21 protein-coding genes are annotated in these 23,642 nt (G+C 42.5%); 5 read left to right on the plus strand and 16 right to left on the minus strand.

Annotated features, from left to right (window positions below; genetic code table 11):
• Nucleotides 1-88: 88 nt before the first annotated feature.
• The 7 genes from ACT3TH_RS03000 to ACT3TH_RS03030 form a co-directional block, all read right to left on the minus strand.
• Nucleotides 89-2,449: a heavy metal translocating P-type ATPase gene (locus tag ACT3TH_RS03000; protein WP_444754371.1), complete on the minus strand. Its 2,361-nt coding sequence runs from the start codon at nt 2,447-2,449 to the stop codon at nt 89-91.
• 291 nt (nt 2,450-2,740) lie between these two features.
• A complete protein-coding gene (locus ACT3TH_RS03005) occupies nt 2,741-2,965 on the minus strand; it encodes a heavy-metal-associated domain-containing protein (RefSeq protein ID WP_444754372.1) in 225 nt (74 codons plus the stop codon).
• 71 nt (nt 2,966-3,036) lie between these two features.
• Complete coding sequence (locus tag ACT3TH_RS03010) at nt 3,037-3,291, minus strand: heavy-metal-associated domain-containing protein (protein WP_444754373.1); 255 nt, start codon at nt 3,289-3,291, stop codon at nt 3,037-3,039.
• 41 nt (nt 3,292-3,332) lie between these two features.
• The gene (kdsA, locus tag ACT3TH_RS03015; protein WP_444754374.1) at nt 3,333-4,208 is read right to left on the minus strand and encodes a 3-deoxy-8-phosphooctulonate synthase; all 876 of its coding nucleotides are present in this window, start codon (nt 4,206-4,208) and stop codon (nt 3,333-3,335) included.
• 384 nt (nt 4,209-4,592) lie between these two features.
• The gene (locus tag ACT3TH_RS03020; RefSeq protein ID WP_444754375.1) at nt 4,593-6,227 is read right to left on the minus strand and encodes a CTP synthase; all 1,635 of its coding nucleotides are present in this window, start codon (nt 6,225-6,227) and stop codon (nt 4,593-4,595) included.
• A gap of 193 nt (nt 6,228-6,420) precedes the next feature.
• The gene (locus tag ACT3TH_RS03025) at nt 6,421-7,488 is read right to left on the minus strand and encodes a porin (protein ID WP_444754376.1); all 1,068 of its coding nucleotides are present in this window, start codon (nt 7,486-7,488) and stop codon (nt 6,421-6,423) included.
• Between the two features lie 513 nt (nt 7,489-8,001).
• Nucleotides 8,002-10,200: a malate synthase G gene (locus ACT3TH_RS03030; protein ID WP_444754377.1), complete on the minus strand. Its 2,199-nt coding sequence runs from the start codon at nt 10,198-10,200 to the stop codon at nt 8,002-8,004.
• Between the two features lie 573 nt (nt 10,201-10,773).
• Here ACT3TH_RS03030 and ACT3TH_RS03035 point away from each other — a divergent pair.
• Nucleotides 10,774-11,469, plus strand: a complete 696-nt coding sequence (locus ACT3TH_RS03035) for a tRNA-(ms[2]io[6]A)-hydroxylase (RefSeq protein ID WP_444754378.1) — start codon at nt 10,774-10,776, stop codon at nt 11,467-11,469.
• A gap of 200 nt (nt 11,470-11,669) precedes the next feature.
• Here ACT3TH_RS03035 and ACT3TH_RS03040 read toward each other — a convergent pair whose 3' ends face one another.
• The 6 genes from ACT3TH_RS03040 to mtgA all read right to left on the minus strand — a co-directional run bounded on the left by ACT3TH_RS03040 (nt 11,670) and on the right by mtgA (nt 16,375).
• Complete coding sequence (locus ACT3TH_RS03040) at nt 11,670-11,873, minus strand: hypothetical protein (protein WP_444754379.1); 204 nt, start codon at nt 11,871-11,873, stop codon at nt 11,670-11,672.
• A gap of 79 nt (nt 11,874-11,952) precedes the next feature.
• Complete coding sequence (locus ACT3TH_RS03045) at nt 11,953-12,324, minus strand: hypothetical protein (protein WP_444754380.1); 372 nt, start codon at nt 12,322-12,324, stop codon at nt 11,953-11,955.
• Nucleotides 12,325-12,381: 57 nt separating this feature from the next.
• Complete coding sequence (locus ACT3TH_RS03050; RefSeq protein WP_444754381.1) at nt 12,382-12,633, minus strand: hypothetical protein; 252 nt, start codon at nt 12,631-12,633, stop codon at nt 12,382-12,384.
• Between the two features lie 79 nt (nt 12,634-12,712).
• Entirely contained in the window at nt 12,713-12,883 is a 171-nt protein-coding gene (locus tag ACT3TH_RS03055; RefSeq protein ID WP_444754382.1) for a hypothetical protein, read from the minus strand.
• A gap of 340 nt (nt 12,884-13,223) precedes the next feature.
• Nucleotides 13,224-15,494, minus strand: a complete 2,271-nt coding sequence (gene ppk1, locus ACT3TH_RS03060; protein WP_444754702.1) for a polyphosphate kinase 1 — start codon at nt 15,492-15,494, stop codon at nt 13,224-13,226.
• A gap of 194 nt (nt 15,495-15,688) precedes the next feature.
• Nucleotides 15,689-16,375: a monofunctional biosynthetic peptidoglycan transglycosylase gene (gene mtgA / locus ACT3TH_RS03065; RefSeq protein ID WP_444754383.1), complete on the minus strand. Its 687-nt coding sequence runs from the start codon at nt 16,373-16,375 to the stop codon at nt 15,689-15,691.
• A gap of 290 nt (nt 16,376-16,665) precedes the next feature.
• On the opposite strand from mtgA, the gene ACT3TH_RS03070 reads away from it, so the two are divergent.
• The 4 genes from ACT3TH_RS03070 to ACT3TH_RS03085 all read left to right on the plus strand — a co-directional run bounded on the left by ACT3TH_RS03070 (nt 16,666) and on the right by ACT3TH_RS03085 (nt 20,445).
• Entirely contained in the window at nt 16,666-17,007 is a 342-nt protein-coding gene (locus ACT3TH_RS03070) for a glutaredoxin family protein (RefSeq protein WP_444754384.1), read from the plus strand.
• 38 nt (nt 17,008-17,045) lie between these two features.
• Nucleotides 17,046-18,233, plus strand: a complete 1,188-nt coding sequence (locus tag ACT3TH_RS03075) for an alpha-hydroxy acid oxidase (protein ID WP_444754385.1) — start codon at nt 17,046-17,048, stop codon at nt 18,231-18,233.
• A gap of 246 nt (nt 18,234-18,479) precedes the next feature.
• Nucleotides 18,480-19,502 carry a rhomboid family intramembrane serine protease gene (locus tag ACT3TH_RS03080; protein ID WP_444754386.1) on the plus strand — a complete coding sequence of 341 codons (1,023 nt, stop codon included), beginning with the start codon at nt 18,480-18,482 and terminating at the stop codon, nt 19,500-19,502.
• A gap of 127 nt (nt 19,503-19,629) precedes the next feature.
• The gene (locus tag ACT3TH_RS03085; RefSeq protein ID WP_444754387.1) at nt 19,630-20,445 is read left to right on the plus strand and encodes a MipA/OmpV family protein; all 816 of its coding nucleotides are present in this window, start codon (nt 19,630-19,632) and stop codon (nt 20,443-20,445) included.
• Nucleotides 20,446-20,542: 97 nt separating this feature from the next.
• Here the strand turns inward: ACT3TH_RS03085 and ACT3TH_RS03090 are convergent, their stop codons facing one another.
• The 3 genes from ACT3TH_RS03090 to fumC form a co-directional block, all read right to left on the minus strand.
• Nucleotides 20,543-20,980 (minus strand): hypothetical protein, encoded by a 438-nt coding sequence (locus tag ACT3TH_RS03090; RefSeq protein ID WP_444754388.1) that lies wholly within the window; start codon nt 20,978-20,980, stop codon nt 20,543-20,545.
• 381 nt (nt 20,981-21,361) lie between these two features.
• Nucleotides 21,362-21,877 carry a DUF6680 family protein gene (locus tag ACT3TH_RS03095; protein ID WP_444754389.1) on the minus strand — a complete coding sequence of 172 codons (516 nt, stop codon included), beginning with the start codon at nt 21,875-21,877 and terminating at the stop codon, nt 21,362-21,364.
• A gap of 281 nt (nt 21,878-22,158) precedes the next feature.
• Nucleotides 22,159-23,562 carry a class II fumarate hydratase gene (gene fumC, locus ACT3TH_RS03100; protein WP_444754390.1) on the minus strand — a complete coding sequence of 468 codons (1,404 nt, stop codon included), beginning with the start codon at nt 23,560-23,562 and terminating at the stop codon, nt 22,159-22,161.
• Between the last annotated feature and the right edge of the window lie 80 nt (nt 23,563-23,642).

Genomic DNA, 23,642 nt, shown 5'->3' on the forward strand with positions numbered 1-23,642 from the left:
AAACATAGATATCGATGTTTGCTTCTATAGTCTTGTTATTTTTATAGTCTCGTTGCAATACATACTCATATTAAGAAGAATATAACAATCATGCTTTTTTGGGACGATCTGTCTTACTATGAGAAGCTGACACTGTATTGTCAAGCTCAACCTCTGTCTTAAACCGCGTCAATCGTAGCGCATTCATCAATACTGAAATGGAGCTTAACGCCATTGCAGCCGCCGCAATCATAGGATTTAAAAAGCCAAATGCGGCAAGCGGAATACCAAGACAATTATAAATAAAAGCAAAAAATAGGTTTTGTTTGATATTGCGTAGCGTGGCTTTTGCGATTTTTTGAGCGGCATCAATATGCATCAACGACTCGCCCATGAGCCTTGCGGAGGCACTGTGCTGTGCCACATCAGTACCTTCAAACATAGCAAAGCTGGCATCGGCAGTTGCCATCGCAGGTGCGTCATTAACACCATCTCCTGCCATAGCAACCTTATGACCTGCCGTTTGCAACAAGGCAATTTGACTTGCCTTATCACGCGGACTCATTTTGCCATAAGCTTGTTCGATACCCAGCTGCCCTGCCACATGGTCGACGACGGACTGCTTATCCCCACTCATCAAAATAACATGAGTACCGGCATTTTGTAAGGCCGTAATGGCTTGCGGTGTATCCGCTTTTAAGTCATCAGCCAAAGCAAAAGCGCCGAGTGGCTCATTGTTGATACTAATCGCCACCGTACTAGCGATTTGCCATACTTTTGGCATCAGCTTGGGCAAGTTTAGGTTGGCAAATTCTGCTGTACCAACCTTTACCAACCCCAATCCATCAATATTTGCTTGAATGCCAGCGCCTTTTATGACGCTGACATCAGTCACAGATAACAGTGGCAAATTACGCTTTGCGGCAGCATTAACAATTGCTGTTGCTAGCGGATGGCTGGCGTGTGCTTCGATACTTGCCGCTATTTGTAATACATCGTCCACGGCTAGTGACTGATCTACCATTACCTTATCGACGATCGTAGGTTTGCCGATGGTCAACGTGCCTGTTTTATCAAGCACTACCGTATCAATATTACCAGCCGCCTCAAGGCTTTGAGCGTCTTTAAACCAAACACCGTGCCGCGCGGCGACCCCCATACCTGCCATAATTGCCGCTGGCGTGGCCAAACCAAGAGCACAAGGACAAGCAATGACTAAGACTGATACGGCATGCATGAGTGCGGTATCCATCATACCTGTCAGCCACCATGTCAATCCAAAGGTGACTAAAGCAATGGTCACTACCACAGGTACAAAGATAGCCGTTACTCTGTCAGCAAGACGTGCCAAATTGGCTTTTGAGCCTTGGGCATCGCTCAGTGCTTGTACCATATCACCGAGCTTGGTATCGCTCCCTTTCGCACTGACGCGATAAAGCAAGCTACCATTTTCGAGCAAAGCACCTGCCATTAGTACATCGCCCACGTCTTTTTTGAGTGGGACTGACTCGCCTGTTAGATGGCTCTCCTCACACCAGCCGCTCCCATCGGTGACCGTGCCATCAGTAGCTACGCGGCCACCTTGTTTGGCGCGCAGTATATCGCCTACCTGTATATCCTTAAGCGCCACACTCTGAAACTCGCCATTGGGCTGCTGACGCTCGACCTCATCAGGGGTCAACGACAAGAGCAAATCAATACTGTTTAGACTATGCTTTTTGGTACGTTCCTCAAGATATTTACCAGTCCGAACAAAAGCAATCACCATCACGCCTGCTTCAAAATAGACAGCAGGGCCATGATCAACACTGTGACTGCCAACATGGTTGCTTTGCAACAAGCTATGTAAACTACCATCACCATGAGTGAGCCATAAATATGTCGAATACGCCCAAATTGTCAGTGTGCCAATAACAACCAGCACGTCCATATTGGCAAGACCGCCTTTAATGGATGCCCAAGCGCTTTTGTAAAACGGTAGGGCAAAACCAAGCTGTACCACTGTGGCCAATACAAACTGAAGCCAAACGGGTGGCATCCACGCCATACCCTCACCAACAAGCATACCCGCCATACCGATTAAAAACGGTAGCAAACATACCCATAATCCAATCAATCGCCACGGGTACTTGGTTGCTGTATCTTCATCTGTTTGCGCAAACAAACTGTCGGCTGCCTGCAAATTGGCGACAAAACCCGTTTTATTTACCCACTCTGTGATTTGATCTGGTGTCGTCTGCGTTGGATCGTAATCTACATTAGCAGTCTCGCCTGCAAAATTCACACTGACATCATATACCGAAGGCTTTTTATTTAGCACTTTTTCGATACGTGATGCACAAGCTTGACAACTCATACCATCAATCGCCAGTTGCAAGTGGGCACGCTGCGCCGCAAGCGTTGTATTAGATTGGATATCAGTGTCAACATCGTAGTCATTAGGACTATGGTTATGGGTAGAATCATTCATAAATAAAACTCGTTATGGCACTTATCGATTATTAGGAGCCATAAAAACATCAGTGGGTGGAGGAAGCTACATCGAACAAGTGAAACCTATCAAACGTAAAGAGGGTTAAAGTGATTAAAAATCGGCATGGTATGGATTTAGAATTGGTATGGTATTAACCATATATTAGTGCTGAAGTACGTTCTTTAAAGGTTTTGACGTAATGCATATATAGCATATCCTAACAATATCAATTTTCAACCACTAAAAAACCAGCCATGATAGCTGGTTTTTTTAAATAAAGACAAAAACTTATGAATTAGCGACTATTGCATCAAAGCCTGCATCATCGATAGCGGCAGCAATTGCTTCTGCACTCGTTTTGCTATCATCAAAGGTTACAGTTGCTTGGTTGTCAGCCAGTTCAATACTTATGTCGTCTAGACCTTCGATATCGGCGGTTGCATTATGGACACTTGCCACACAACCACCGCAAGTCATACCATCAATTTTAATAATTCGGGTTTTGTTTGCCATGTTAGGCTCCTTATTTTTGTTAGTAAATAGATACGTTTACTATTATCTGTTCAAGACTGAGTAAACAGCATTTAATCATCATAACGTGGGTTTTGCGGCGCATCAATAGGGAATGGCTGAGTTACATAGTCCACCATACTAATGGCAGCAGTTAAAGCATGAATACTGGTGTCTGTATCTTCATAACGTACGGTAACGATGTGATTCGCTGCATCCAGTTCGATAGCAGTCACGCCTGAGATGTTTTTCAACGCCGTCATTACACTCTCTAGCCCTTCGGCATCATCGATATTTTCAATACTCACCTGTGCAACTTTTATCGCCATGGTTTTATCCCCTACCTTATGCCTTATTAATAAATATCAAGCTAATGAGTATCAAGTGTCTCAAAACCCTTAACCAAATCATCGATTTGTTTGAGCTGACGCAAGAATGGTTCTAATTGGTTCATTCTTAAAGCACACGGACCATCACATTTTGCTGCTTCTGGATTCGGATGAGCTTCTAAAAATAGCCCTGCTAATCCTGTTGCCATACCGGCACGTGCCAGCGTTGTGATTTGCTCTCGGCGTCCGCCTGCACTGTCACTACGCGCACCTGGCTGCTGTAAACTATGCGTCACATCAAAGAATACAGGGATATCCATTTGCTTCATCGTATCAAAACCCAGCATATCAACAACTAGATTGTTATAGCCAAACGCACTACCGCGTTCACAAAGAATCAGTTTGTCGTTACCACCCTCAAGGCATTTATTAACGATATGGCGCATCTCATGTGGCGCTAAAAACTGCGCTTTTTTAATATTAATAATCGCGTCAGTTTTAGCCATTGCGTGCACCAAATCAGTCTGACGTGACAAAAACGCAGGCAGCTGAATGATATCAGCCACTTCGGCAACTGGCGCTGCTTGATGCGGTTCATGTACATCAGTGATGATCGGTACTTGAAATTTTTCTTTGATTTGTCCGAGCCAATCAATTCCCTGCTCTAAACCCGGACCTCGATAAGAATGCAAGCTTGAACGGTTGGCTTTATCAAAGCTGGCTTTAAAGACATAACCGATACCCAAACGTTGGCATATCTCAACATATTGCTCAGCAATCTCGAACGCCAATTCTTTAGACTCTAAAACGTTCATGCCACCAAACAATACAAACGGCTGATCATTGCCAATCTTGATACTATTTCCGTTAGGCGTATTAAGCTCAATGTGTGATTGTGCGGTCGATAAATTTTCCATTAAAAAGGTTTCCTCTTTATTGTTATCTGTATTTCTATTCCACATTGTAACCGATAGGCCCATGAAAAAAAGTGTCTAAGCGTAATTACGTACGATTGCTAGTCATCACTTTACTCATACAACGGAGAAAGCACTATAAAATGAATGCAGGGCTACTAGAATCAGTTTTGCGAAGCCTCTGTCTGCACAGGCACAGCAAGCAGAACTTATCGCAGTAGCAAGTTATAAGATTTATCCTTATTTTATTTAGGACTACCATACTTATAATTTTGATTTTTTTAACTTATCACCTTTCTACCAAAATACGCCTAAAAAAAAGACCGATCCGAAGATCAGTCTTTTTTAGCGCAGATAAAATAATACTTATAGCTACTCATTCACTAATTACTTATTTTCGCTAAAGTTTTTTGCCGCATTTACGAAGCTATTAAACAATGGATGACCGCCACGTGGTGAACTGGTAAATTCTGGATGGAACTGTACTGCGATGAACCATGGATGCTCAGCAACTTCGACAGACTCTACCAAATGCTGTTTGGCAGAATAGCCTGAGATGGTCATGCCAGCCTGCTCTAATGGCTCGATATAACGATTATTCATCTCATAACGATGGCGATGACGCTCAGTGATATTACTAGCGCCATAGATTTGGCTCAGTTTACTACCCGCGACCAGTTCAGCTTGCTGCGCACCAAGACGCATCGTACCACCAAGGTCTGAATCATCACTACGAATCTGTAGCTCGCCGCGCTCATCCAACCATTCAGTGATAAGACCGATAATCGGCTCTGCTGTCTTGCGATCAAACTCAGAAGAATTGGCATCAATCTTAAGGACATTACGCGCATATTCTATCACCGCCAGTTGCATACCAAGGCAGATACCCAAATACGGCACGTTATTTTCACGTGCATAAGTAATGGCTTTAATTTTGCCATTAGTACCGCGTTCTCCAAAACCGCCAGGTACTAAGATCGCATCAGCACTGCTAAGACGGGCAAACAAATTGTCGTCGCTCTCTAAAACTTCAGCGTCTATATAATCAATCTTGACATCAAGTTTATGAGTGATACCTGCATGTAATAAAGCTTCATTGATAGACTTATAGGCATCAGGTAGCTCGACGTATTTACCAACCATGGCTACAGTAACCGTTTTCTCAGGATTGAGCTGAGCTTCAACTACTTTATCCCAATCACTCAAATCCGCTTCTGGTACATCAAGGCCAAAGCGCTCACAGACTAAGTCATCGAGGTCTTGCTCATGAAGCGTACGCGGTATTTGATAAATACTTTGTGCATCTTCACACATGATAACCGCACGCTCTTCTACATTGGTAAATAGCGCAATCTTACGACGGTTGTCTTGTGAAATATGATGATCAGAGCGACAGATTAAGATATCAGGCTGCAAACCAATAGAACGCAGCTCTTTTACTGAATGCTGGGTAGGTTTGGTCTTGGTCTCGCCTGCACTTGCAATATAAGGCACCAGTGTTAAATGCATCAGCATGGCTCTGTTTCGGCCGAGCTCTACTTGCATCTGACGTACCGCTTCCATAAAGGGTAACGATTCGATATCACCGACAGTACCACCAATCTCGATAATAGCGATATCGTAGCCTTCACCACTGGTCAAGATTTTACTTTTAATCTCATCAGTAATATGTGGAATAACTTGCACAGTACCACCAAGATACTCTCCACGGCGCTCTTTATTCAAGACATTTTGATAGATGCGACCACTAGTGAAGTTATTGCTCTTACTCATTTTTGAATGACGTAAAAAGCGCTCATAGTAGCCCAAATCCAAATCGGTCTCCGCGCCATCTTCGGTCACGAATACTTCGCCATGCTGGAACGGACTCATCGTACCTGGATCGACATTGATATACGGATCCATTTTGGTCATGGTGACAGTCACGCCACGTGCTTCTAAGACCGCTGCTAGAGACGCTGCGGTGATACCTTTTCCTAGTGAGGACACTACCCCACCGGTCACAAATATAAACTTGGTCATAGTATTCTGTCGGTAATTGGTAAAGAAGGATTTTACTAAAAATATGCCATAAAATATAGGGTAAAAGTACAAACTCTTTGAAACTCTTCATTTTTGGCTTGGCGTTCTTATGCACCACTAACTACTTAAATACTCATAACAAAAAAACTCACCCCGAAGGATGAGTTTTTTTAATCAGATTCTAATGGTTAGATTAGAATTTGTATTCTAGACCAGTACCAACTACAACTACTTTAGCATCGCCTCTGGTAGTTACCATAGCGCCGTCATCTGTACTTAATGTTTTAAGATCATCAGCGCTGTTCACACCAGCATAACCATGCATGATGATGTTGTCTTTAAAGAAGTACTGACCACCAACAACGATCTGGTCTGAATCTGAACCATCCCAACCATTCAAGTTGTCAGTTTTGTTGTACTGTGCGTAAACGTTTGCTGGACGAGCAAAGTTAGTTAAGCCCATTAAAGCACTTAAAACTAGACCTTTTTCTTTGCTAGTAGAGCGATCATAGTCATAATCTGCTACTTGGTATAGGGCACCAACTGTTACAGGCGCCGCGATGTATTTACCTAAATCAACAGAAGCGGTACCACGGATGATATCACCATCAATGTTTTGATCTTTGTCATACGCAACACCAGCGGTGAAACCAGTACCTTGATCAAACATCGCTGCAACGCCGAAACCTGCATCGTTGTTGTAGTTTTTATCGTCAGAGCTATACATTGCAGAAAGTTGTAATGGCAGACCATCATACTTTGGTGAAGTCCAGATAACTGAGCTGTTGATACGGCTACTATCAGCCATGTTTAACGCTTCAACAACGTCGCTTTCCATTTCGTTTGTGCCTAGGTTATCCCAATAACCTTGGTTAACAACAACGTTGTTAACTTTGTCTAAGCTAGATTGGTTTTTACCAACGCGGAACTGACCAAACTGTTTGTTGTTGATACCTAGATATGTATCACGATTAGTGAACGTAGCATTGTCACCATCGATGCTTGTGCCATACTCTAACTGATAAATGACGTCAGTGTTAGCAGTCATGGCTTCAGAACCTTTAAAGCCTAGACGTGAAGAATGAGAGTTGATTTTTAACGTGTCTTCATCAAAATCATCCCCTCCACCAATAACGCGTGAATCAAAATCGGCGTTCTCATAGTCAGCAGCTAAGAATGCTTTACCATAGATAGTCGGAGCTGCATTGGCTGCAGATACAGATAGGGCAGCAACTGCTGTAGCTAAAAGTAGTTTTTTCATGGGGTATCTCCACTTTACAATTTTAGTAATAAGCTAGCTATTATTAGCTGATGCTCATAATGGTATCGTCACAAATCCTCAAAGATATAATGTGTAACTGGCTACCGAGATTAGTCAGAAACAAGTGTGGCGAAGTTCTATTACAGTAAGATGAAAAAAACCATGACTTACATAACTTAGATCAAAAACGTAACTGCCATGTAAACTTTGGTCTTTATCGTTCCGTTGCGTAACATCCGTTACCAAACTCATACTTCGAATACAAGCATAACAACTTTGACATAATTTGCAACATATTTTTTCGCTTTTTAAATGTGAGATTCGGTAAATATTGTTTCTATCATTTAAGGCTAACAATTGTAAGAAAATGCCCGATGAGTCACATAATAGAGAACACAATCGCTTCGTAACGTACCTTTAATTCACAAAAATAAGCACTACTTACCCGTGGATAAATAGCGCTTATAAAAACGATATGTTTTATTTAATAGGCGTTGCGATGAGCAAATTGGCTTAGCAATTGGCTTTTAAGTCGAGGCGCGCTTGATGCAACAATGGTTCAGTATAGCCACTGGGCTGCTCACGCCCTTTAAAGACCAAATCGCAGGCGGCTTTGAAGGCATACGAGTGCTCAAAGTCATTAGCCATCGGCTGATAATCCCGATCATCAGCATTTTGCTCATCGACGACTTTTGCCATCCGCTTCATCGTGTCCATCACCTGATCTTCACTGACCACATTATGGTGCAACCAGTTAGCGATATGCTGACTTGAAATACGTAACGTCGCGCGGTCTTCCATAAGACCAACATCATTGATATCTGGTACTTTAGAGCAACCTACCCCTTGATTCACCCAGCGCACCACATAACCTAAGATACCCTGAGCATTGTTTTCAATCTCTTGCTGCTTTTGTTCTTCTGTCCAATTGGTGTCTTTTGCCAATGGAATGGTTAAGATATCGTCTAAGCTTGCACGTTTACGAGATTTTAGGCTGTCTTGTACATCAGCGACATTCACTTCATGATAATGCATACTGTGCAAGGTTGCGCCCGTCGGTGAGGGAACCCAAGCAGTGGTAGCACCAGACTTTGGATGTGCGGACTTGGTGTCCATCATCTCTTTCATCTCATCAGGTTTTGCCCACATGCCTTTACCAATCTGAGCATGGCCTTGTAGCCCTGTCTCTAAGCCAATATCAACGTTCCACTGCTCATACGCTGGCTGCCATGCCTGCGACTTCATCTCGCCTTTTGGCACGAACGGCCCTGCATTCATACTGGTATGCATCTCGTCACCCGTACGATCGAGGAAGCCTGTATTAATAAAAATGACGCGCTCTTTTGCTTGGCGAATGGCCTCTTTTAGATTGACCGTCATGCGACGCTCTTCATCCATGATGCCAATTTTAATGGTATGACGTTCTAAGCCCAATAAATCTTCTGAGGCATTAAACAAGTCATTGGCCATTTTTACTTCTTCAGGGCCGTGCATTTTTGGTTTAACAATATACATGGAGCCTTTGCGCGAGTTCGATAACTCGCTTCTGCCTTGCAGGTCATTGAGCGACAGCAGCGGCGTAACCAAACCGTCCATCAGTCCTTCAAAGATTTCCTCGAAGCCCTCTCCCAAATCAACCAAGATTGCAGGGTTCTGCATCAAGTGACCAACGTTACGGATGAGCAATAGAGAACGACCCGGCAAGATTAGCTTGCCGCCATCTGGCGTATTGTATTCGCGGTCTGGGTTTTGTCGACGAGTGCTCGTCTTGCCACCTTTTTCAAAAGTTTCTTGCAAGTCACCATTCATTAAACCGAGCCAGTTACGATACACTTCCACTTTTTCTTCTGCATCAACGGCAGCGATTGAATCTTCACAATCTTGGATGGCCGTAATCGCGGACTCAAGAAGCACGTCTTTAATGTTTGCTGGATCGTCTTTGCCGACCGGATGGTTGGTATCTATCTGAATCTCTACATGCAGGCCATTATTTTTTAATAAAATACCTGTTGGTTTTTCGGCTTCATCTACGAAACCAACAAACTGAGCCGGATCTTTTAGCTGTGTACTATTGTTTCCTTGAACAATTTCAAGCTGCCCATCAACCACTCTAAAACCTGTCACATCATTATAAGAACCTGATGCCAAAGCAAAATGTTCATCTAAGAATTTTTTGGCATACGCGACAACTGCAGCGCCGCGAGTTGGATTGTAACCACCTTTGGCTTCTTGACCATTTTCATCACTGATGACATCAGTACCGTATAGGGCATCGTACAAGCTGCCCCAACGTGCATTGGTTGCGTTCAGTGCGTAACGAGCATTACGTACTGGTACTACCAGCTGCGGTCCGGCGATGTGGGCAATTTCATCATCCACATTTTCTGTACTGACCGTAAAGTCATCGCCTTCTGGCAATAGGTAGCCTATCTCTTGTAAGAATGTTTTATAAGCAGGATAATCAATATTGCCGTCTTTGGTAGGGTGTTGTAGGTGCCATTGATCAATCTGTGCTTGAATTTTGTCACGAGTTTCTAGCAGCGCTTTGTTGCGCGGGGTGAATTCTCTAATGACTTTTTCAAAACCTGACCAATAACTCTCTGAATCAACACCGACTTTTGGCAGCACTTCGTTTTCAATAAAGTCATACAACTGCTGGTCAATGGCAAGGCTGCCTTTTTGAATACGATTGGCGTTAGAAGACTGGCTCATGTTGTTATCCTTATCTGTTCGTGAGGTTTTTAAATACGAAATTACTGCCGCAATGATTGAAGAATATTGTCGGTCTGGCATCTGTTCCCAACTTAGATGACATACGAAGCAAACTTATTGTCTTATATAAATGTAGCGTCTAGCTATCGCGGCGCTCATGGCTTTTATCCAAATGAAGCCAAGCAAATCTTGTCTGCACATCTATTACTTTAGATCGCGTTTGCAATTGTTATAATATGCACTATCAATGATTACGTGACTATTAAGCAGTAAAATAGAATAATTAGTGAGATAAAATATGACTAAAGCAAAATCTCATCCTACTATCAAATAATAAAATAAACAAGGGAATGCCATTCACTAAATAAATGTCTAGGTTGTAGAATAATGATAACCTATGTGTTGTCTGCGCTAAGCGCATTTATTGACGATGACAAGTAAGATAATATGAGACGTAAACAACCTATCAGTTGTCACTACTAGAGTGATTTATCATTAACCACTATCTATACTTGATCAGAATGCACCAAACATTTAACTGTGACCAAAACTATGAATAAAGAAAGTAAAAGTATGAAGTCGAATCCTATTAGCGATAGCGTTACTAATGACAACAATCCGGTGGAAGATAGCGTCGATATCGCACAACTGCGAACACCGATAAAGGTGGATCTGTCCCCTGTTTATAGTTTTTTGGGTGCTCGAACCACGCAGTCATGGGTAGATGCTGCTATCGAAAATCTACCATTAATTATTCAGGATCACGCCAATTGCGAGAAAAAAGCCGCTGGTACAGCAATGAACTTAATATTTCGTTATGAGTTCTCCTATGACTTACAGTGCAAGTTGGCGCAGCTGATACGTGAAGAGATGCTACATTATGAGCAAGTGCTTGGCATCATGAATGATCGCGGACAGGATTGGCAGTATTTAAGTGCCGGACGCTACGCCAAAGGTATGTTGAAGCACAAGCGCACTTATGAGCCAGCAGCGATGGTGGATGTATTGATCATTGGTGCATTTATTGAAGCGCGCTCTTGTGAGCGTTTTGCGGCATTAGCAGAAGTTATCAATGATGAGCGTTTGGCAAAATACTATCGCTATTTACTTAAGTCAGAAAGCCGTCATTTTGAGGATTACTTAGCATTGGCTCAATCACTATCTGACGAAAGTATCGATGAACGAGTGGCCTTCTTTAAAGAGGTAGAAGCAGCGCTGATTTCCAGCCCTGATACTGAATTGCGCTTTCATAGTGGAACGCCTGCTTAGCAACGACCTAATCCTCTAAACAAAAAAAGGTGCAATAATCGCTTCGAGCATATCTCAAAGTCATTATTGCACCTCTTCATATATAAGTACTATTCTACACTCGAATTTACGATTAACCTTTATTAATCTAATGCGACTTTCGCTTAGTAAAATTACGAACCATTAAAGCTTTTATACTACTATTCGTCATCTTTCATTAGCTATTTATCATCTTCCATTAACGGGCTGTCATACTGCTTACGGTTTTTGGCCACGTTATGCGGGTCATGATCATCGGTTGCTCTCTCAGCAGCCGCTGGATTGGCTTTCTGTAGCGCATCATCAGGAACGATACCATTATTATCATCTGCATCTTTTAACTTATGCTCAGTATCCATTTCTGGTTTGTCATCTGGTAAGCTCATCTTCGCTCCTTAGTATGTATTTCTTATTGATATGCCTTTTTTCTAAGATGCTAACGTTTTCTATCTGATATTAATTCTATCAATCTTTCTGATCAGGATTCAGGACGCGGGTCTGAGCATTATCAACATTGGCATAACGATTCATGTTATTGATATGATAACTATCAGGCGCTTCACTACCAACGGTGTCTTCATTGATATTATCGTCAAACCCATTGCTGCTTTGGTCACGGCGATCAGGCTGACGGGCTGGGTTGTCATTTTCATTGACATGCTCTGAATCGTACGTATCTTCTGTCAAAGTGTCTGTACCATTTTCTTCGGTAAGATTCTCTTCAAGCTTTTTATGATCATCATCGTGATTGTTATTTAGATCAGGTTTATCAAATGTTTGAGCGGTTTCATCTTCTGTAATACGGGTTTTGGTCAAGGCAGGATCTCTAGTTTCCATCATTATGTCCTTATAGTTATTATTCGATTGGCTTATTTACACAGCTAGCAAGATTGATTATCTATTGCCATTCTGGCTCAAATCAAATGCATTTAAGTCTGCTACATTCTTGCCACCTGCTGGTAAATCTTCTTCTTTTCGCGGATCAACAAAGACTTCATCAGTCTCTTGCGAGGCTTGCTCAGGTCCATCTATATTCGGCTTGTTCTTTCGACCTTCATAGCTGTCTGTAGGATTTTCAGGCTGCGCTGGCGCAGGATCTCTCACCGGTACTGGTTCTTCATCATTTGGACGAGTATTAGATGGCATAACGTATTCCTTAAGACTATAGTTTAAAAATTCAGTTAAATGGCTACGATACCTAGATCATCGCCAAGAGGAAGTAAAACTACTTATCTGTACGTAGATCGTCGTCAATAAAAGGCGTTTGCTCTTCTTCGCTTAATTGCTCAGGTGCGTCTATTTCTTTTTTTTCTTCAAGATTTTTCTCAATCTGTGCATTGTCTACTTGCTCTGCTGCTTTTTTAACGTCCGAGCTATCATTATTAGTATCACTCATAGCAAATTCCTATTTTTATGGTTATTAAGTTATATACATAATAAATCTATCTGGTATTTTGTGAACAAAGCCCAGTTTTATCTAGTTGCTTTTATATACCTATGATCTTCTATAGACTTATTATTTCTAGTAGTCAGTATAAGTACCAAATTACCATCGCTACCAGTGTGCTGCCGTATCAATATGTGAATAAATGTGAGGTTACAAGACTGTTTGTAACTTCTATGAGAAATGCTTCTATATAGAAGGCAAAACATTTAAATAGACAATAAAAAAACCAAGCACTGACTGTATCAGTACTTGGTTATAAAAATAGAATTTGGCGCTATTAGTGAGTAAGTTAAACTGGCTCTTCTACACCATTGATGACTTTGAGTAAATGTGCTTGAGCAGTATGCGGCGGCTCTCCAGCGGCTGGCTCTATTTGTTGCCAAATACCATTGCCATCCAGCGACCATGCTTGCGTGTTGTCTTTTAAATAGTTAATCAAACCATCTTGGTAAACTTGCTTAAACAGTTTTTTGTTTCCAATTGGAAACGCCACTTCTACGCGATGGAACAAATTGCGATCCATCCAGTCCGCACTACCGCAGTACAAGCGTTCAGCGCCATTGTTATAAAAATAATAAACGCGGGTGTGCTCTAAGAAACGTCCGATGACTGAGCGTACGGTAATATTTTCAGACAACCCTTTGACCTGCGGACGTAAACAACACATAGATCGCAAAATCAACTCAATTTTGACCCCTGCTTGCGAAGCATCATACAACTTACCGATAAGCTTACGTTCAGTGAGCGCATTGACCTTGATAATAATATGAGCACGCTTGCCTGCTTTTGCATGAGCGATTTCATCATCGATGAAGCTCATCAATTTATCGTGTAAGGTAAAGGGCGCATGCAATAGCTTTTTAAGATTGGCAGGTTTGCCCATCCCTGTCAGCTCTTGGAAAATGTTGTGGACATCTTCTGAGATATCGGGATCTGCGCTAAATAGACCGTAATCGGTATACACTTTGGCATTGCCCGCATGGTAATTGCCAGTCCCTAGATGAACATAACGGCGTATGCGGTCGTCTTCACGGCGCACGATCAGCATTAGCTTGGCATGAGTTTTGTAGCCGACGATGCCATATACCACTACCGCACCCGCTTCTTGTAAATAGTTAGCGACTGCGATATTGGAGGCTTCATCAAAGCGGGCGCGTAGCTCGATAACGGCCGTGACTTCTTTACCATTGCGCGCAGCAGCAGCAAGTGCTTTGACGATTTCTGAATTGGTACCTGAGCGATACAGCGTTTGTTTAATCGCTAGAACTTTTGGGTCGCTCGCAGCTTGCCAAAGCAGATTGATAATGGGCGAGAACGCATGAAATGGATGATGTACCAGCACGTCGCTTTTGCGCATAGCAGCAAACATGCTCGTCGCTTTGTCCAGCTTGTCCATCTCACGGCGGAATTCTTTTGGCACCACATGCGTAAACGGCTCATAACGCAGTGCTGGAATATTAAAGTCAAACAGCAGGCGTGTTAAGTTGACAGGGCCATTGACTCGGTAAAGCTGATTGTCATGCAGGTCAAACTCATCAAGCAAGTAATCGCTAATATGTATCGGACAGTCGGTTGTGACCTCTAAACGTACCTTATCACCGAAACGGCGGTTTTCAAGCTCACCCTCCAGCGCTTTGGCAATGTCTTCGACATCATCAGCCAAATCCAGATCAGCATTGCGCGTCAGTCTGAACTGATGACACCCTGTCACACTCATGCCAGGAAACAAATCACCGATATGCTCATGAATGATGGCCGATAGCATGACATGGTGCTCTTTGCCTCCCGTCAATTCGTCAGGCAAACGAATCACACGCGGTAGACTGCGCGGCGCAGGCACAATCGCTAGATTGATGTCACGACCAAAAGCATCTTTGCCTTCTAACGTTGCGATGAAGTTTAAGCTTTTATTTACCAAACGTGGAAACGGATGGGCAGGATCAATACTGATCGGTGTCAGTACGGGGGATACTTGTTCAGTGAAATAGCGCTTCATCCAAGCCGATTGCTCAGCATTTAGCTCATCGCGCTTTAGGTAGCGGATATCCTCAAGGGCAAGCGCAGGCAAAATATCTTCGTTGAGGATGCGATATTGCTCATCAATAGCATGATGAGTGATAGCAGATATCTCATTTAGCACTTCACTCGGCCGCATACCATGAGCACTGGTCGACACGTCCCCAATATTGAGCTTTTGCATGATGCCAGCGACACGAATCTCAAAAAACTCATCAATGTTCGATGAAAAAATCATCAGGAAGAACAAGCGCTCAAGTAGCGGATGGCGAGGACTGGCTGCCTGTGCTAAGACACGCAAATGAAACTGCAATAAAGACAGATCGCGATTGATATAGCTACTGGGTGAATAGCTGCCATCTTCTGACCGTTGCCAAGCAACCTGAGTTAAGTTTTCATTATTACTTTCTGTTTGGGCTTCATCATTGGTATTCTTACCAACATCCGTATTCTTGCCAGTATCAGCAGCCTCATTAATCTCACTATTTTCTTTAATACCACGACCGTTATTAATACCAGCAGTCTCATTGCTAGCAGTAGTCATCGCATTATTAATGTCGCCACTATTGTCCTGATTATCGTACACATCTACCACGTTATTACTCCTTTTGCGTCATCGCTACGCCATCATTTTTTATAATATTTTTTAATCGCTCTCGTACTACTCTTTTTTTATAACAGGTATTTATGACAAACCACACCATTACTGCTCAAACTTGATTACGCTCAGATAAACGTTTAAGCCGATTGTGGCAAGACGGCATTTTTCATACGTTTTTTGATGATACGCTGTTTATTACGCAAACGTCTATCACCCTGATTGTCTTGATAATATTTTGGATTGGTCAACATCGCGATCAGTAAGGCAGATTCATCGCGATTCAGTTTCGCAGCCGATTTGTCAAAATAATGCTGAGCGGCCGCCTCGATGCCATAAATACCATTGCCAAACTCTGCCACGTTTAGGTAAGCGGTCAAGATACGTTCCTTATCCCAAAACGTTTCTATCATCAGCGTGATAACGGCTTCTTCGCCTTTACGCACATACGAACGATGTGAGGTCAAAAATAAATTCTTTGCCAATTGCTGGGTTATCGTTGAACCACCAGCAGACATCTTACCTGTCGCTTCGTTTTTCTTACGGGCCGCTTCAATACCCTTGAAATCAAAGCCATTGTGCTGGCTAAACGTCGAGTCCTCACTTACTATCGCAGCTTGCTTGGCAGACTTTGCAATGGCGTCACTCTCAGCCCAAGTTTGGGTGACATCGCCACCTGTTAAGCGATGTGTCAGCATAAACATACTGTTATTAATAGGCTGCGTTTTCCAAATGAGTAGTAGGCCCGCGACCAACACATGGAAGGTGACAACCAACAACATTAACGCCAGTAATAGTCGTTTGATAAATTTGCTAAAACTTGCCATGTAAGATACCCAAGTGATTAAAATAATAATAAGATGAAATAGGCCACTATCGAGAAGAGGTAATCAGCCAATGATTATAAATCAGTAATCAAAAACCGCATGTCATCTTACCTAATCTCACAATCGCTGTCATTATTTACCCCATTTCTTTATGATGTCATAAAGGGTAAACAGTATTTATGTTTTTTGATTGAATATTTAAAGGCAGGTAATATTTGATATGTCTTAAGATACAGTTAACTTAATATAAACGTACCGATTTGTTTAGTATTGATCATAAGAGAATACATATGCACGACAACGCTACTCATAAAAGCCATACGCAAAATAATTCTATCGAAGCACTACGTGCACGCATGGCTGCCGAAAATCCTCATCTTGATATTTGTCAAAGTCTTGATAAATGGTGGCTATTGGGCACCTCCGGCTGCCATTTGTGTGACATCGCTGAGCAAATACTCTCTCAGTTTCAAGCGGTACAACCCATTGCCTACGAGCATGTCGATATTGCCGATTTTGATGAATCATTGATGATGGAGTTTGCTACCACCATTCCAGTAATTTTGACGCCAACCAAACGCTTAAATTATCCTTTTTCCGTCATGGACTTACAAGGATTGCTAACGCCATGACATGCAGCCAATCGTAATACCTTTGCAATGGAGAGCTTATGAAATCACTAGAGAAAGTGACAGATATTGAAGATTTGCGCCGAGTCGCTGAGCGCAAAGTGCCGCGTATGTTTTATGATTATGTCGATTCAGGCTCATGGACTGAGACCACATATCGCAACAATGAAAGCGATTTTGACCGTATTAAACTGCGCCAGCGCGTGTTGGTCAATATGGAAAACCGCAGTCTAGCGACGACGATGATCGGTGAATCCGTCAAGATGCCAGTCGCCATTGCCCCAACTGGGTTTACGGGCATGATGTGGGCAGATGGTGAGATTAAGGCGGCACAAGCAGCAGAAAAATTCGGTGTGCCTTTTTCTTTATCTACCATGAGTATTTGCTCTATCGAAGACATCGCCACTCACACGAGTAAGCCGTTCTGGTTTCAGTTGTACGTGATGCGCGATCAGGCTTTTATGGCCAACCTAATTCGCCGTGCCAAAGAGGCAAATTGTTCAGCGCTCATCTTAACGGCTGACTTACAAGTACTCGGCCAGCGGCATAAAGACATTAAAAACGGACTGTCTGCCCCGCCCAAACCAACATTGACCAATATCTTAAACCTGATGACCAAGCCAGAATGGTGTCTTAATATGCTTGGGACAAAGAGACGCTCGTTTGGGAATATCGTCGGTCATGCAAAAGACGTCGAGGATATTTCTTCCTTATCGGCGTGGACGGCTGAGCAGTTTGATCCAGCGCTTAGTTGGGACGACGTTGCCCGTATCAAAGATATGTGGAGCGGCAAATTGATTATCAAAGGCATTATGGAGCCTGAAGACGCGATCATGGCGGCGCGTAGCGGTGCCGATGCGCTGGTCGTCTCAAATCATGGTGGTCGTCAATTAGACGGTGCGCTTTCCTCTATCTCAGCGCTGGCGGATATCGTACAGGCTGTCCATGCTGAAAACAGTAACATTGAGGTGTGGCTCGACAGTGGCGTTCGCTCGGGTCAAGATGTGTTAAAGGCCATCTCATTAGGCGCTAAAGGTACGATGATTGGCCGCGCGTTTCTTTATGGCTTGGGTGCTTATGGCGAAGATGGCGTACGCCGTGCGCTTGAAATCATCTACAAAGAATGTGACATATCGATGGCGTTCTGTGGTCATACAAATATTCAAAAAGTCACAGACGATATTTTGGTAAAAGGGACTTTTGAAAACCTTAAAGTTAATAATTTTTAAAAATAAATGCTTCTGAAATATAATCAGTCTGTTTCAAACAGAGTACGGTTCTACTGGGATAAATTTTGCGAAGCCTCTGTCACGCTTATGAATAGTCAGTGAGGAAGATTTTTACCACTAGAACATGATAACCGTATATAGCACTTTTGGTTTGAATTGACTGCACTGCTTGCCAGCTAATAGGTAACATGTTCTGACCATACCCTTTATAATGTACCTATAACCTTTAATAAATTTTTAGTATTTATGACCATTCAACAATTATTAAAAACAGCGCCTGTCACTACCTTATTGTTAATCAGTTTTATCGGCTTGTTTGTCATGCAGGTACTAACAGGCGTTGACGCCAACAATCCATCGACTGAGGCACTCATAAAGTGGGGAGCCAATGCCCTTCCCTTTACCATGAATGATGAGCCGTGGCGCTTGGTCAGTAGTGCGTTTTTACATATTGGTTTGATGCATTTATTGTTTAATGGTTTTGCCATGTATTTCTTCGGGCAGATTGCCGAGCCGATGTTTGGTTCAACTAAGTTTTTGGCATTGTTTTTGTTGTCAGCAATCGGAGGTAATTTACTCAATACTCAGGTTACATGGTTAAGTATTTTGGACGGGACGGGGCAACCGGGACTATCAGCTGGCGCGTCTGGCGGTATTATGGGTATTGGTGCTGCCTTATTGATAGCGGCGCTGTTTAAAATATCTGTCAATGGCCTGATGCTCAACTTAAGAAGCCTACTCTTTATCATGGGCATCAACCTTGTGTATGGTTTTGCAGTCCCAGGTATTGATAATGCAGGTCATATCGGGGGAGCTATCACGGGACTGGTCATCGCGTTGGCTTTCGCAATTGCCTACCGTCAAAGTATGACTGGCACAACATTGGCTCAGCAAAGCACACCTACCACTCAGACGCCTTACCGAATTAATGAACCAAGCCCTTATAACCCTAATGACCAAGATACTTATCAGACCAGATATATCGATCAGTCATCTAGTGCCGATATGTCCTATTCGACCCGTAACCATGCTGATTTTGATAATAGAGACTTTGATAATAGAGACTCCGAAAATAATACTAGTGTGAATTCAGATATAAGTATTAATACAGCTCACGCCAATACGACCAAACAAAAACCCCCTGACAAATCCTCATTTATCTGGCGACTATTGCCTCGGGCAGTGATGCTATTAATAGGCATTGGCTTTATCTGGTGGTGGCAAGATATTCATCATCAACTGGTACAAGTGCTAAAAACCATTGAGTAAACCGTCATACTTATTTATCATTGCTGAACTGTCTATATAAACAGCTTATTTATTTAGCCCACCTTACTCTATTACGTCTGTCTGATGATACTATCCAACCATTACTACTCACTCACGAGACTCGATTATGTTTAAACTTGCAGCGCTTCCTACTATCTCTGCGCGCACTTTGCTTAGCGCGTTAACGGTTACTGCGTTATTCAGTGTGGCTAGCGTTTCTCATGCCATTCCTTTTCTAAATAAAAACCTACCTACTGACAAAGATGCTGTCTTGAGCGTTGGCGTCAATGCCATGGCAGTAAAATCCGCTTATGATTTGGAAGACAGCACCGATGTATTGGTATTGCCGGGTGCGTTTTATGATAACAACAGAGTGTATTTGCGCGGCGCTCAAGCTGGCGCGTATCTTATCAATGATGGCACCAATCAGTTGTCTGCCTACGCTCAGCTCGCGGGTAATGAATTCGATCCTGATGATGCCAATGGTAATTTGGCAGGTCTTGATAAACGTAAAGCGTCAGCTGCGGCTGGTCTGAGTTATCAGCGCCGTACGCCTATCGGTGCGTTCCGTGCGCAAGTAGCGACGGATGTCTTAGATCGTAGTGGTGGCAATATTGCTCGTTTGTCCTACCTTGCTAGAATCAGCAAAGACAAGCTGACAGTTTATCCAAGCTTTGGCTTTGAGTATCATGATGAAGATTATAACAACTATTACTATGGCGTTAGTGAAGCAGAGTCAGCACGTACAGGCGTTGATACTTATGCGTCTAATAACAGCTTAAACCCTTACATCAATATCAGTGCCAACTATGACTTTAATGATAAATGGGCTGGATTTGCCAATCAGAGCTTAAGTTACTTACCGAATGAGCAATACGACAGTCCAATGGTAGACTCGCGTACTCAGGCAACAACGACGCTTGGTTTGCTTTATAAGTTTTAGAGATTTGAAAGATTTGATGTAAAGAAGCTGAGCATTTTGCTCGGCTTTTCTTTGTTTAAGTCGAGCTGTTATAAATTCAAACGCTCTGCTGGCTTTTTTATCGTATTTTATTCGAGTTTCGCTCTAAATAGAAGCGCCAAACCGTGCTTATAAATAATAATGCGTATGAGCCAATCCAAAACCCAACGCCCCAGATTTTCAGTTCGATTTCTGAATCATAAATTCCTTTATCACCTGTTGCTACTATGGTTGTGAGAAAAAAAGTGGACAACCCAAGCATAAAAGTAAAAGTGGCAAGCTCAATCGGATTTCTATGGCGAAACGTCAGGTATATCGCTAACAAAAAAGTGAGATTACTATAAGCTTGAAATACTAAACCGATCCAACCAAACAGAATACCCGTTACTAAAGTCTCATAACCAAAATAGGTCTCACCGTCGTAATGTAGCGCGGGTAAACATAGGGATAGCAGCCACACATACAGAGCTATTTTAGAGAGTACTGGCAGGTTGTGACAAGTATGGTCAAGGCTCATTAGTTATCCTTACTTAGTATATTGGAGCAATAGTTGTTTTATCTAATGGTCCTAATATACATATCCAACCACCCTTACTTTGCGTAAAAGGTGTGTCTTTGCTACGTCCTCTTCATCAAAAATTCAAAAACATAAAAAAACCTTGCCGCATGACAAGGAAAAAGCGTGTGCTTTTTACCAAATAAGCAGTATGATAGCCCAATGGTAGACTCGCGTACTGGATTGGCGACGACGCTTGGTTTGCTTTATAAGTTTTAATTAAGATTAGATGTTTAATAATAAAAAGACCTTACCGCGTAATGTGGCAAGGTCCTCTTATATAATTAGATGTAATAAAATAGACTACGCTATCACTAACCTACATATCATCACTTGTTCAAATTATTTTTCAGAGCTTTTAATGTTAGAAAAAGATATTGGAATTTGCCTTGTTCCTTCTAAAACCTCTAATAATCCACGCCGCAAAGCTGCCTGTTCTTCTTCTGTTGCCCCATGAGCAATCGGAGAATAGAAGGAATTTTTAATATGGGTTTTATCGAAATCGTAATCAAGTACATTGGCCATTTTATATAACAGTTCTACCATTAGATCAACTCGTCTAATACTCCATTGTTCAGAGCTAATTGAACTATTACTTAATAGATCAAGATACTCTTTCCAAGCAGCTATTACAGCTTTCTCTTTCTTATTATTATGATCGAACTCTAAATCGATACGATTAAGAGCCTCGACATGCGCCCATGAAACGTTGTAAGCTCTGGTTGCCATTAAAGTCTTAAATATATTCAACTTTCTTTCTCTTATTTCCTTTATTCTATCTAGGTATCTAGTTAACTGGACAGCTATTATTGGCCCGAATAAAACTGCAAATATCATAAGCCAATCAGCGATACCCATTTTTCAATTCCTTTTCTAACAATATTTAAGATTATCAATAAAAACTCAATCACGAGTATACTGTAAATTAACAGCTGAAATTTCAAGACAGCCCAAATAAAATTTATAATTTTCTGCGTCACTGTAAATAGATATAAGATATTCCCTTTTTATTATAGTAGATAGTCATTTTTTTTGACGATCCTCAGGTATTAGCTCTCTTACTAAGTCTAAAAACTAAAAAAAGACCTTACCACATAATATGACAAGGTCTTTTTCTATTCTCAGAAGTCTTTAATAACTTACTTAGGATGTACCATATCAGCAGGAATTACCCACTCATCAAACTGCGCTTCAGTTAATAGCTCTAGCTCAACCGCCACTTGCTTCAAGGTTTTGTTTTCTTTATAAGCTGTCTTAGCGATTTTTGCCGCATTTTCATAACCAACATGACGGTTCAATGACGTCACTAGCATCAATGAGTTATGCAAGAAGTCGTCAATTTTGTCTTTTACTGGCTCGATACCAACCGCACAGTTTTCGTTAAAGCTATTGCACGCATCGCCAAGTAGTTTGATTGATTGCAACAGGTTGAACGCGATTACTGGCTTATACACGTTTAGCTCAAAGTTACCTGATGCGCCAGCCATGCTGATAGCTACGTCATTACCCATGACTTGCGCGACAACCATCGTCATTGCTTCTGACTGAGTTGGGTTTACTTTACCCGGCATGATAGAAGAGCCTGGCTCGTTCTCAGGAATCGTCAACTCGCCCAGACCACAACGAGGACCTGATGCCAACCAGCGTACATCGTTCGCGATTTTGTTTAAGCTAGCTGCCAATGTCTTTAATGCGCCTGAAGCAAATACTTCGGCATCACGAGCGGCAAGCGCTTCAAATTTATTTGGTGACGTGACAAACGGCAAACCAGTCAATGTTGCCAATTGTTCTGCTGACTTTACCGCATAATCAGGATGGGCGTTTAGACCAGTACCAACCGCCGTACCGCCTAGTGGCAATTCATACAAGCCTTGTAGCGCGTTATCGATACGCGTTAATGAATGGTCAAGTTGGCTCACATAGCCGCTGAACTCTTGGCCTAAAGTCAAAGGCGTCGCGTCTTGCAAATGCGTACGGCCAATTTTAACGATACTATCGAATTCTTTGGCTTTTTTATCCAAGGTATCGCGCAATGCTTTTACCGCTGGAATCAATAAGCTGTTGATTTGACGAGCAGCCGCCACACGAATCGCCGTTGGGAAGCTGTCATTGGTAGATTGTGCATGGTTTACATGGTCATTTGGATGAATCGGGGTGTAGCTACCACGCTCAGAACCAGCGATTTCGTTGGCACGGTTGGCAAGTACTTCATTCATGTTCATGTTTGATTGTGTACCAGAACCTGTCTGCCATACCACTAGCGGAAACTGACCCGTAAGACCACCGTTGATGATTTCGTCAGCAGCTTGTACGATCAAATCACGCTTGTCATCTTCAATACGTTCTAGGCTTGCATTGGTAATCGCCGCGGCTTTTTTAACCAATGCCATTGCTTCAATCATCGGACGCGGCAATGTCTCGCCACCGATTTTGAAGTTTTCGCGGCTACGCTGAGTTTGCGCGCCCCAATAAGCATCAGCTGGGACTTCCACGTTGCCCATGGTGTCTTTTTCGGTACGAGTTGCCTGATTCTGTGTCGACATAACTACCCTCTTTGATGGTTTGTTGTTTTATGGCTGAGCCGTAAAAAGTGCAACATCCGCTGCACATAAAGGAGAATACG

Origin of the sequence: Psychrobacter sp. AOP22-C1-C5, assembly GCF_052378885.1 — a bacterium.
Lineage (GTDB): Bacteria > Pseudomonadota > Gammaproteobacteria > Pseudomonadales > Moraxellaceae > Psychrobacter.

Coding starts and splice junctions, on each gene's coding strand:
- ACT3TH_RS03000 (WP_444754371.1), bottom strand. CDS start 2,449: ATGAATGATTCTACCCATAACCATAGTCCTAATGACTACGATGTTGAC.
- ACT3TH_RS03005 (WP_444754372.1), bottom strand. CDS start 2,965: ATGGCAAACAAAACCCGAATTATTAAAATTGATGGTATGACTTGCGGT.
- ACT3TH_RS03010 (WP_444754373.1), bottom strand. CDS start 3,291: ATGGCGATAAAAGTTGCACAGGTGAGTATTGAAAATATCGATGATGCC.
- kdsA (WP_444754374.1), bottom strand. CDS start 4,208: ATGGAAAATTTATCGACCGCACAATCACACATTGAGCTTAATACGCCT.
- ACT3TH_RS03020 (WP_444754375.1), bottom strand. CDS start 6,227: ATGACCAAGTTTATATTTGTGACCGGTGGGGTAGTGTCCTCACTAGGA.
- ACT3TH_RS03025 (WP_444754376.1), bottom strand. CDS start 7,488: ATGAAAAAACTACTTTTAGCTACAGCAGTTGCTGCCCTATCTGTATCT.
- ACT3TH_RS03030 (WP_444754377.1), bottom strand. CDS start 10,200: ATGAGCCAGTCTTCTAACGCCAATCGTATTCAAAAAGGCAGCCTTGCC.
- ACT3TH_RS03035 (WP_444754378.1), top strand. CDS start 10,774: ATGAAGTCGAATCCTATTAGCGATAGCGTTACTAATGACAACAATCCG.
- ACT3TH_RS03040 (WP_444754379.1), bottom strand. CDS start 11,873: ATGAGCTTACCAGATGACAAACCAGAAATGGATACTGAGCATAAGTTA.
- ACT3TH_RS03045 (WP_444754380.1), bottom strand. CDS start 12,324: ATGGAAACTAGAGATCCTGCCTTGACCAAAACCCGTATTACAGAAGAT.
- ACT3TH_RS03050 (WP_444754381.1), bottom strand. CDS start 12,633: ATGCCATCTAATACTCGTCCAAATGATGAAGAACCAGTACCGGTGAGA.
- ACT3TH_RS03055 (WP_444754382.1), bottom strand. CDS start 12,883: ATGAGTGATACTAATAATGATAGCTCGGACGTTAAAAAAGCAGCAGAG.
- ppk1 (WP_444754702.1), bottom strand. CDS start 15,494: ATGACTACTGCTAGCAATGAGACTGCTGGTATTAATAACGGTCGTGGT.
- mtgA (WP_444754383.1), bottom strand. CDS start 16,375: ATGGCAAGTTTTAGCAAATTTATCAAACGACTATTACTGGCGTTAATG.
- ACT3TH_RS03070 (WP_444754384.1), top strand. CDS start 16,666: ATGCACGACAACGCTACTCATAAAAGCCATACGCAAAATAATTCTATC.
- ACT3TH_RS03075 (WP_444754385.1), top strand. CDS start 17,046: ATGAAATCACTAGAGAAAGTGACAGATATTGAAGATTTGCGCCGAGTC.
- ACT3TH_RS03080 (WP_444754386.1), top strand. CDS start 18,480: ATGACCATTCAACAATTATTAAAAACAGCGCCTGTCACTACCTTATTG.
- ACT3TH_RS03085 (WP_444754387.1), top strand. CDS start 19,630: ATGTTTAAACTTGCAGCGCTTCCTACTATCTCTGCGCGCACTTTGCTT.
- ACT3TH_RS03090 (WP_444754388.1), bottom strand. CDS start 20,980: ATGAGCCTTGACCATACTTGTCACAACCTGCCAGTACTCTCTAAAATA.
- ACT3TH_RS03095 (WP_444754389.1), bottom strand. CDS start 21,877: ATGGGTATCGCTGATTGGCTTATGATATTTGCAGTTTTATTCGGGCCA.
- fumC (WP_444754390.1), bottom strand. CDS start 23,562: ATGTCGACACAGAATCAGGCAACTCGTACCGAAAAAGACACCATGGGC.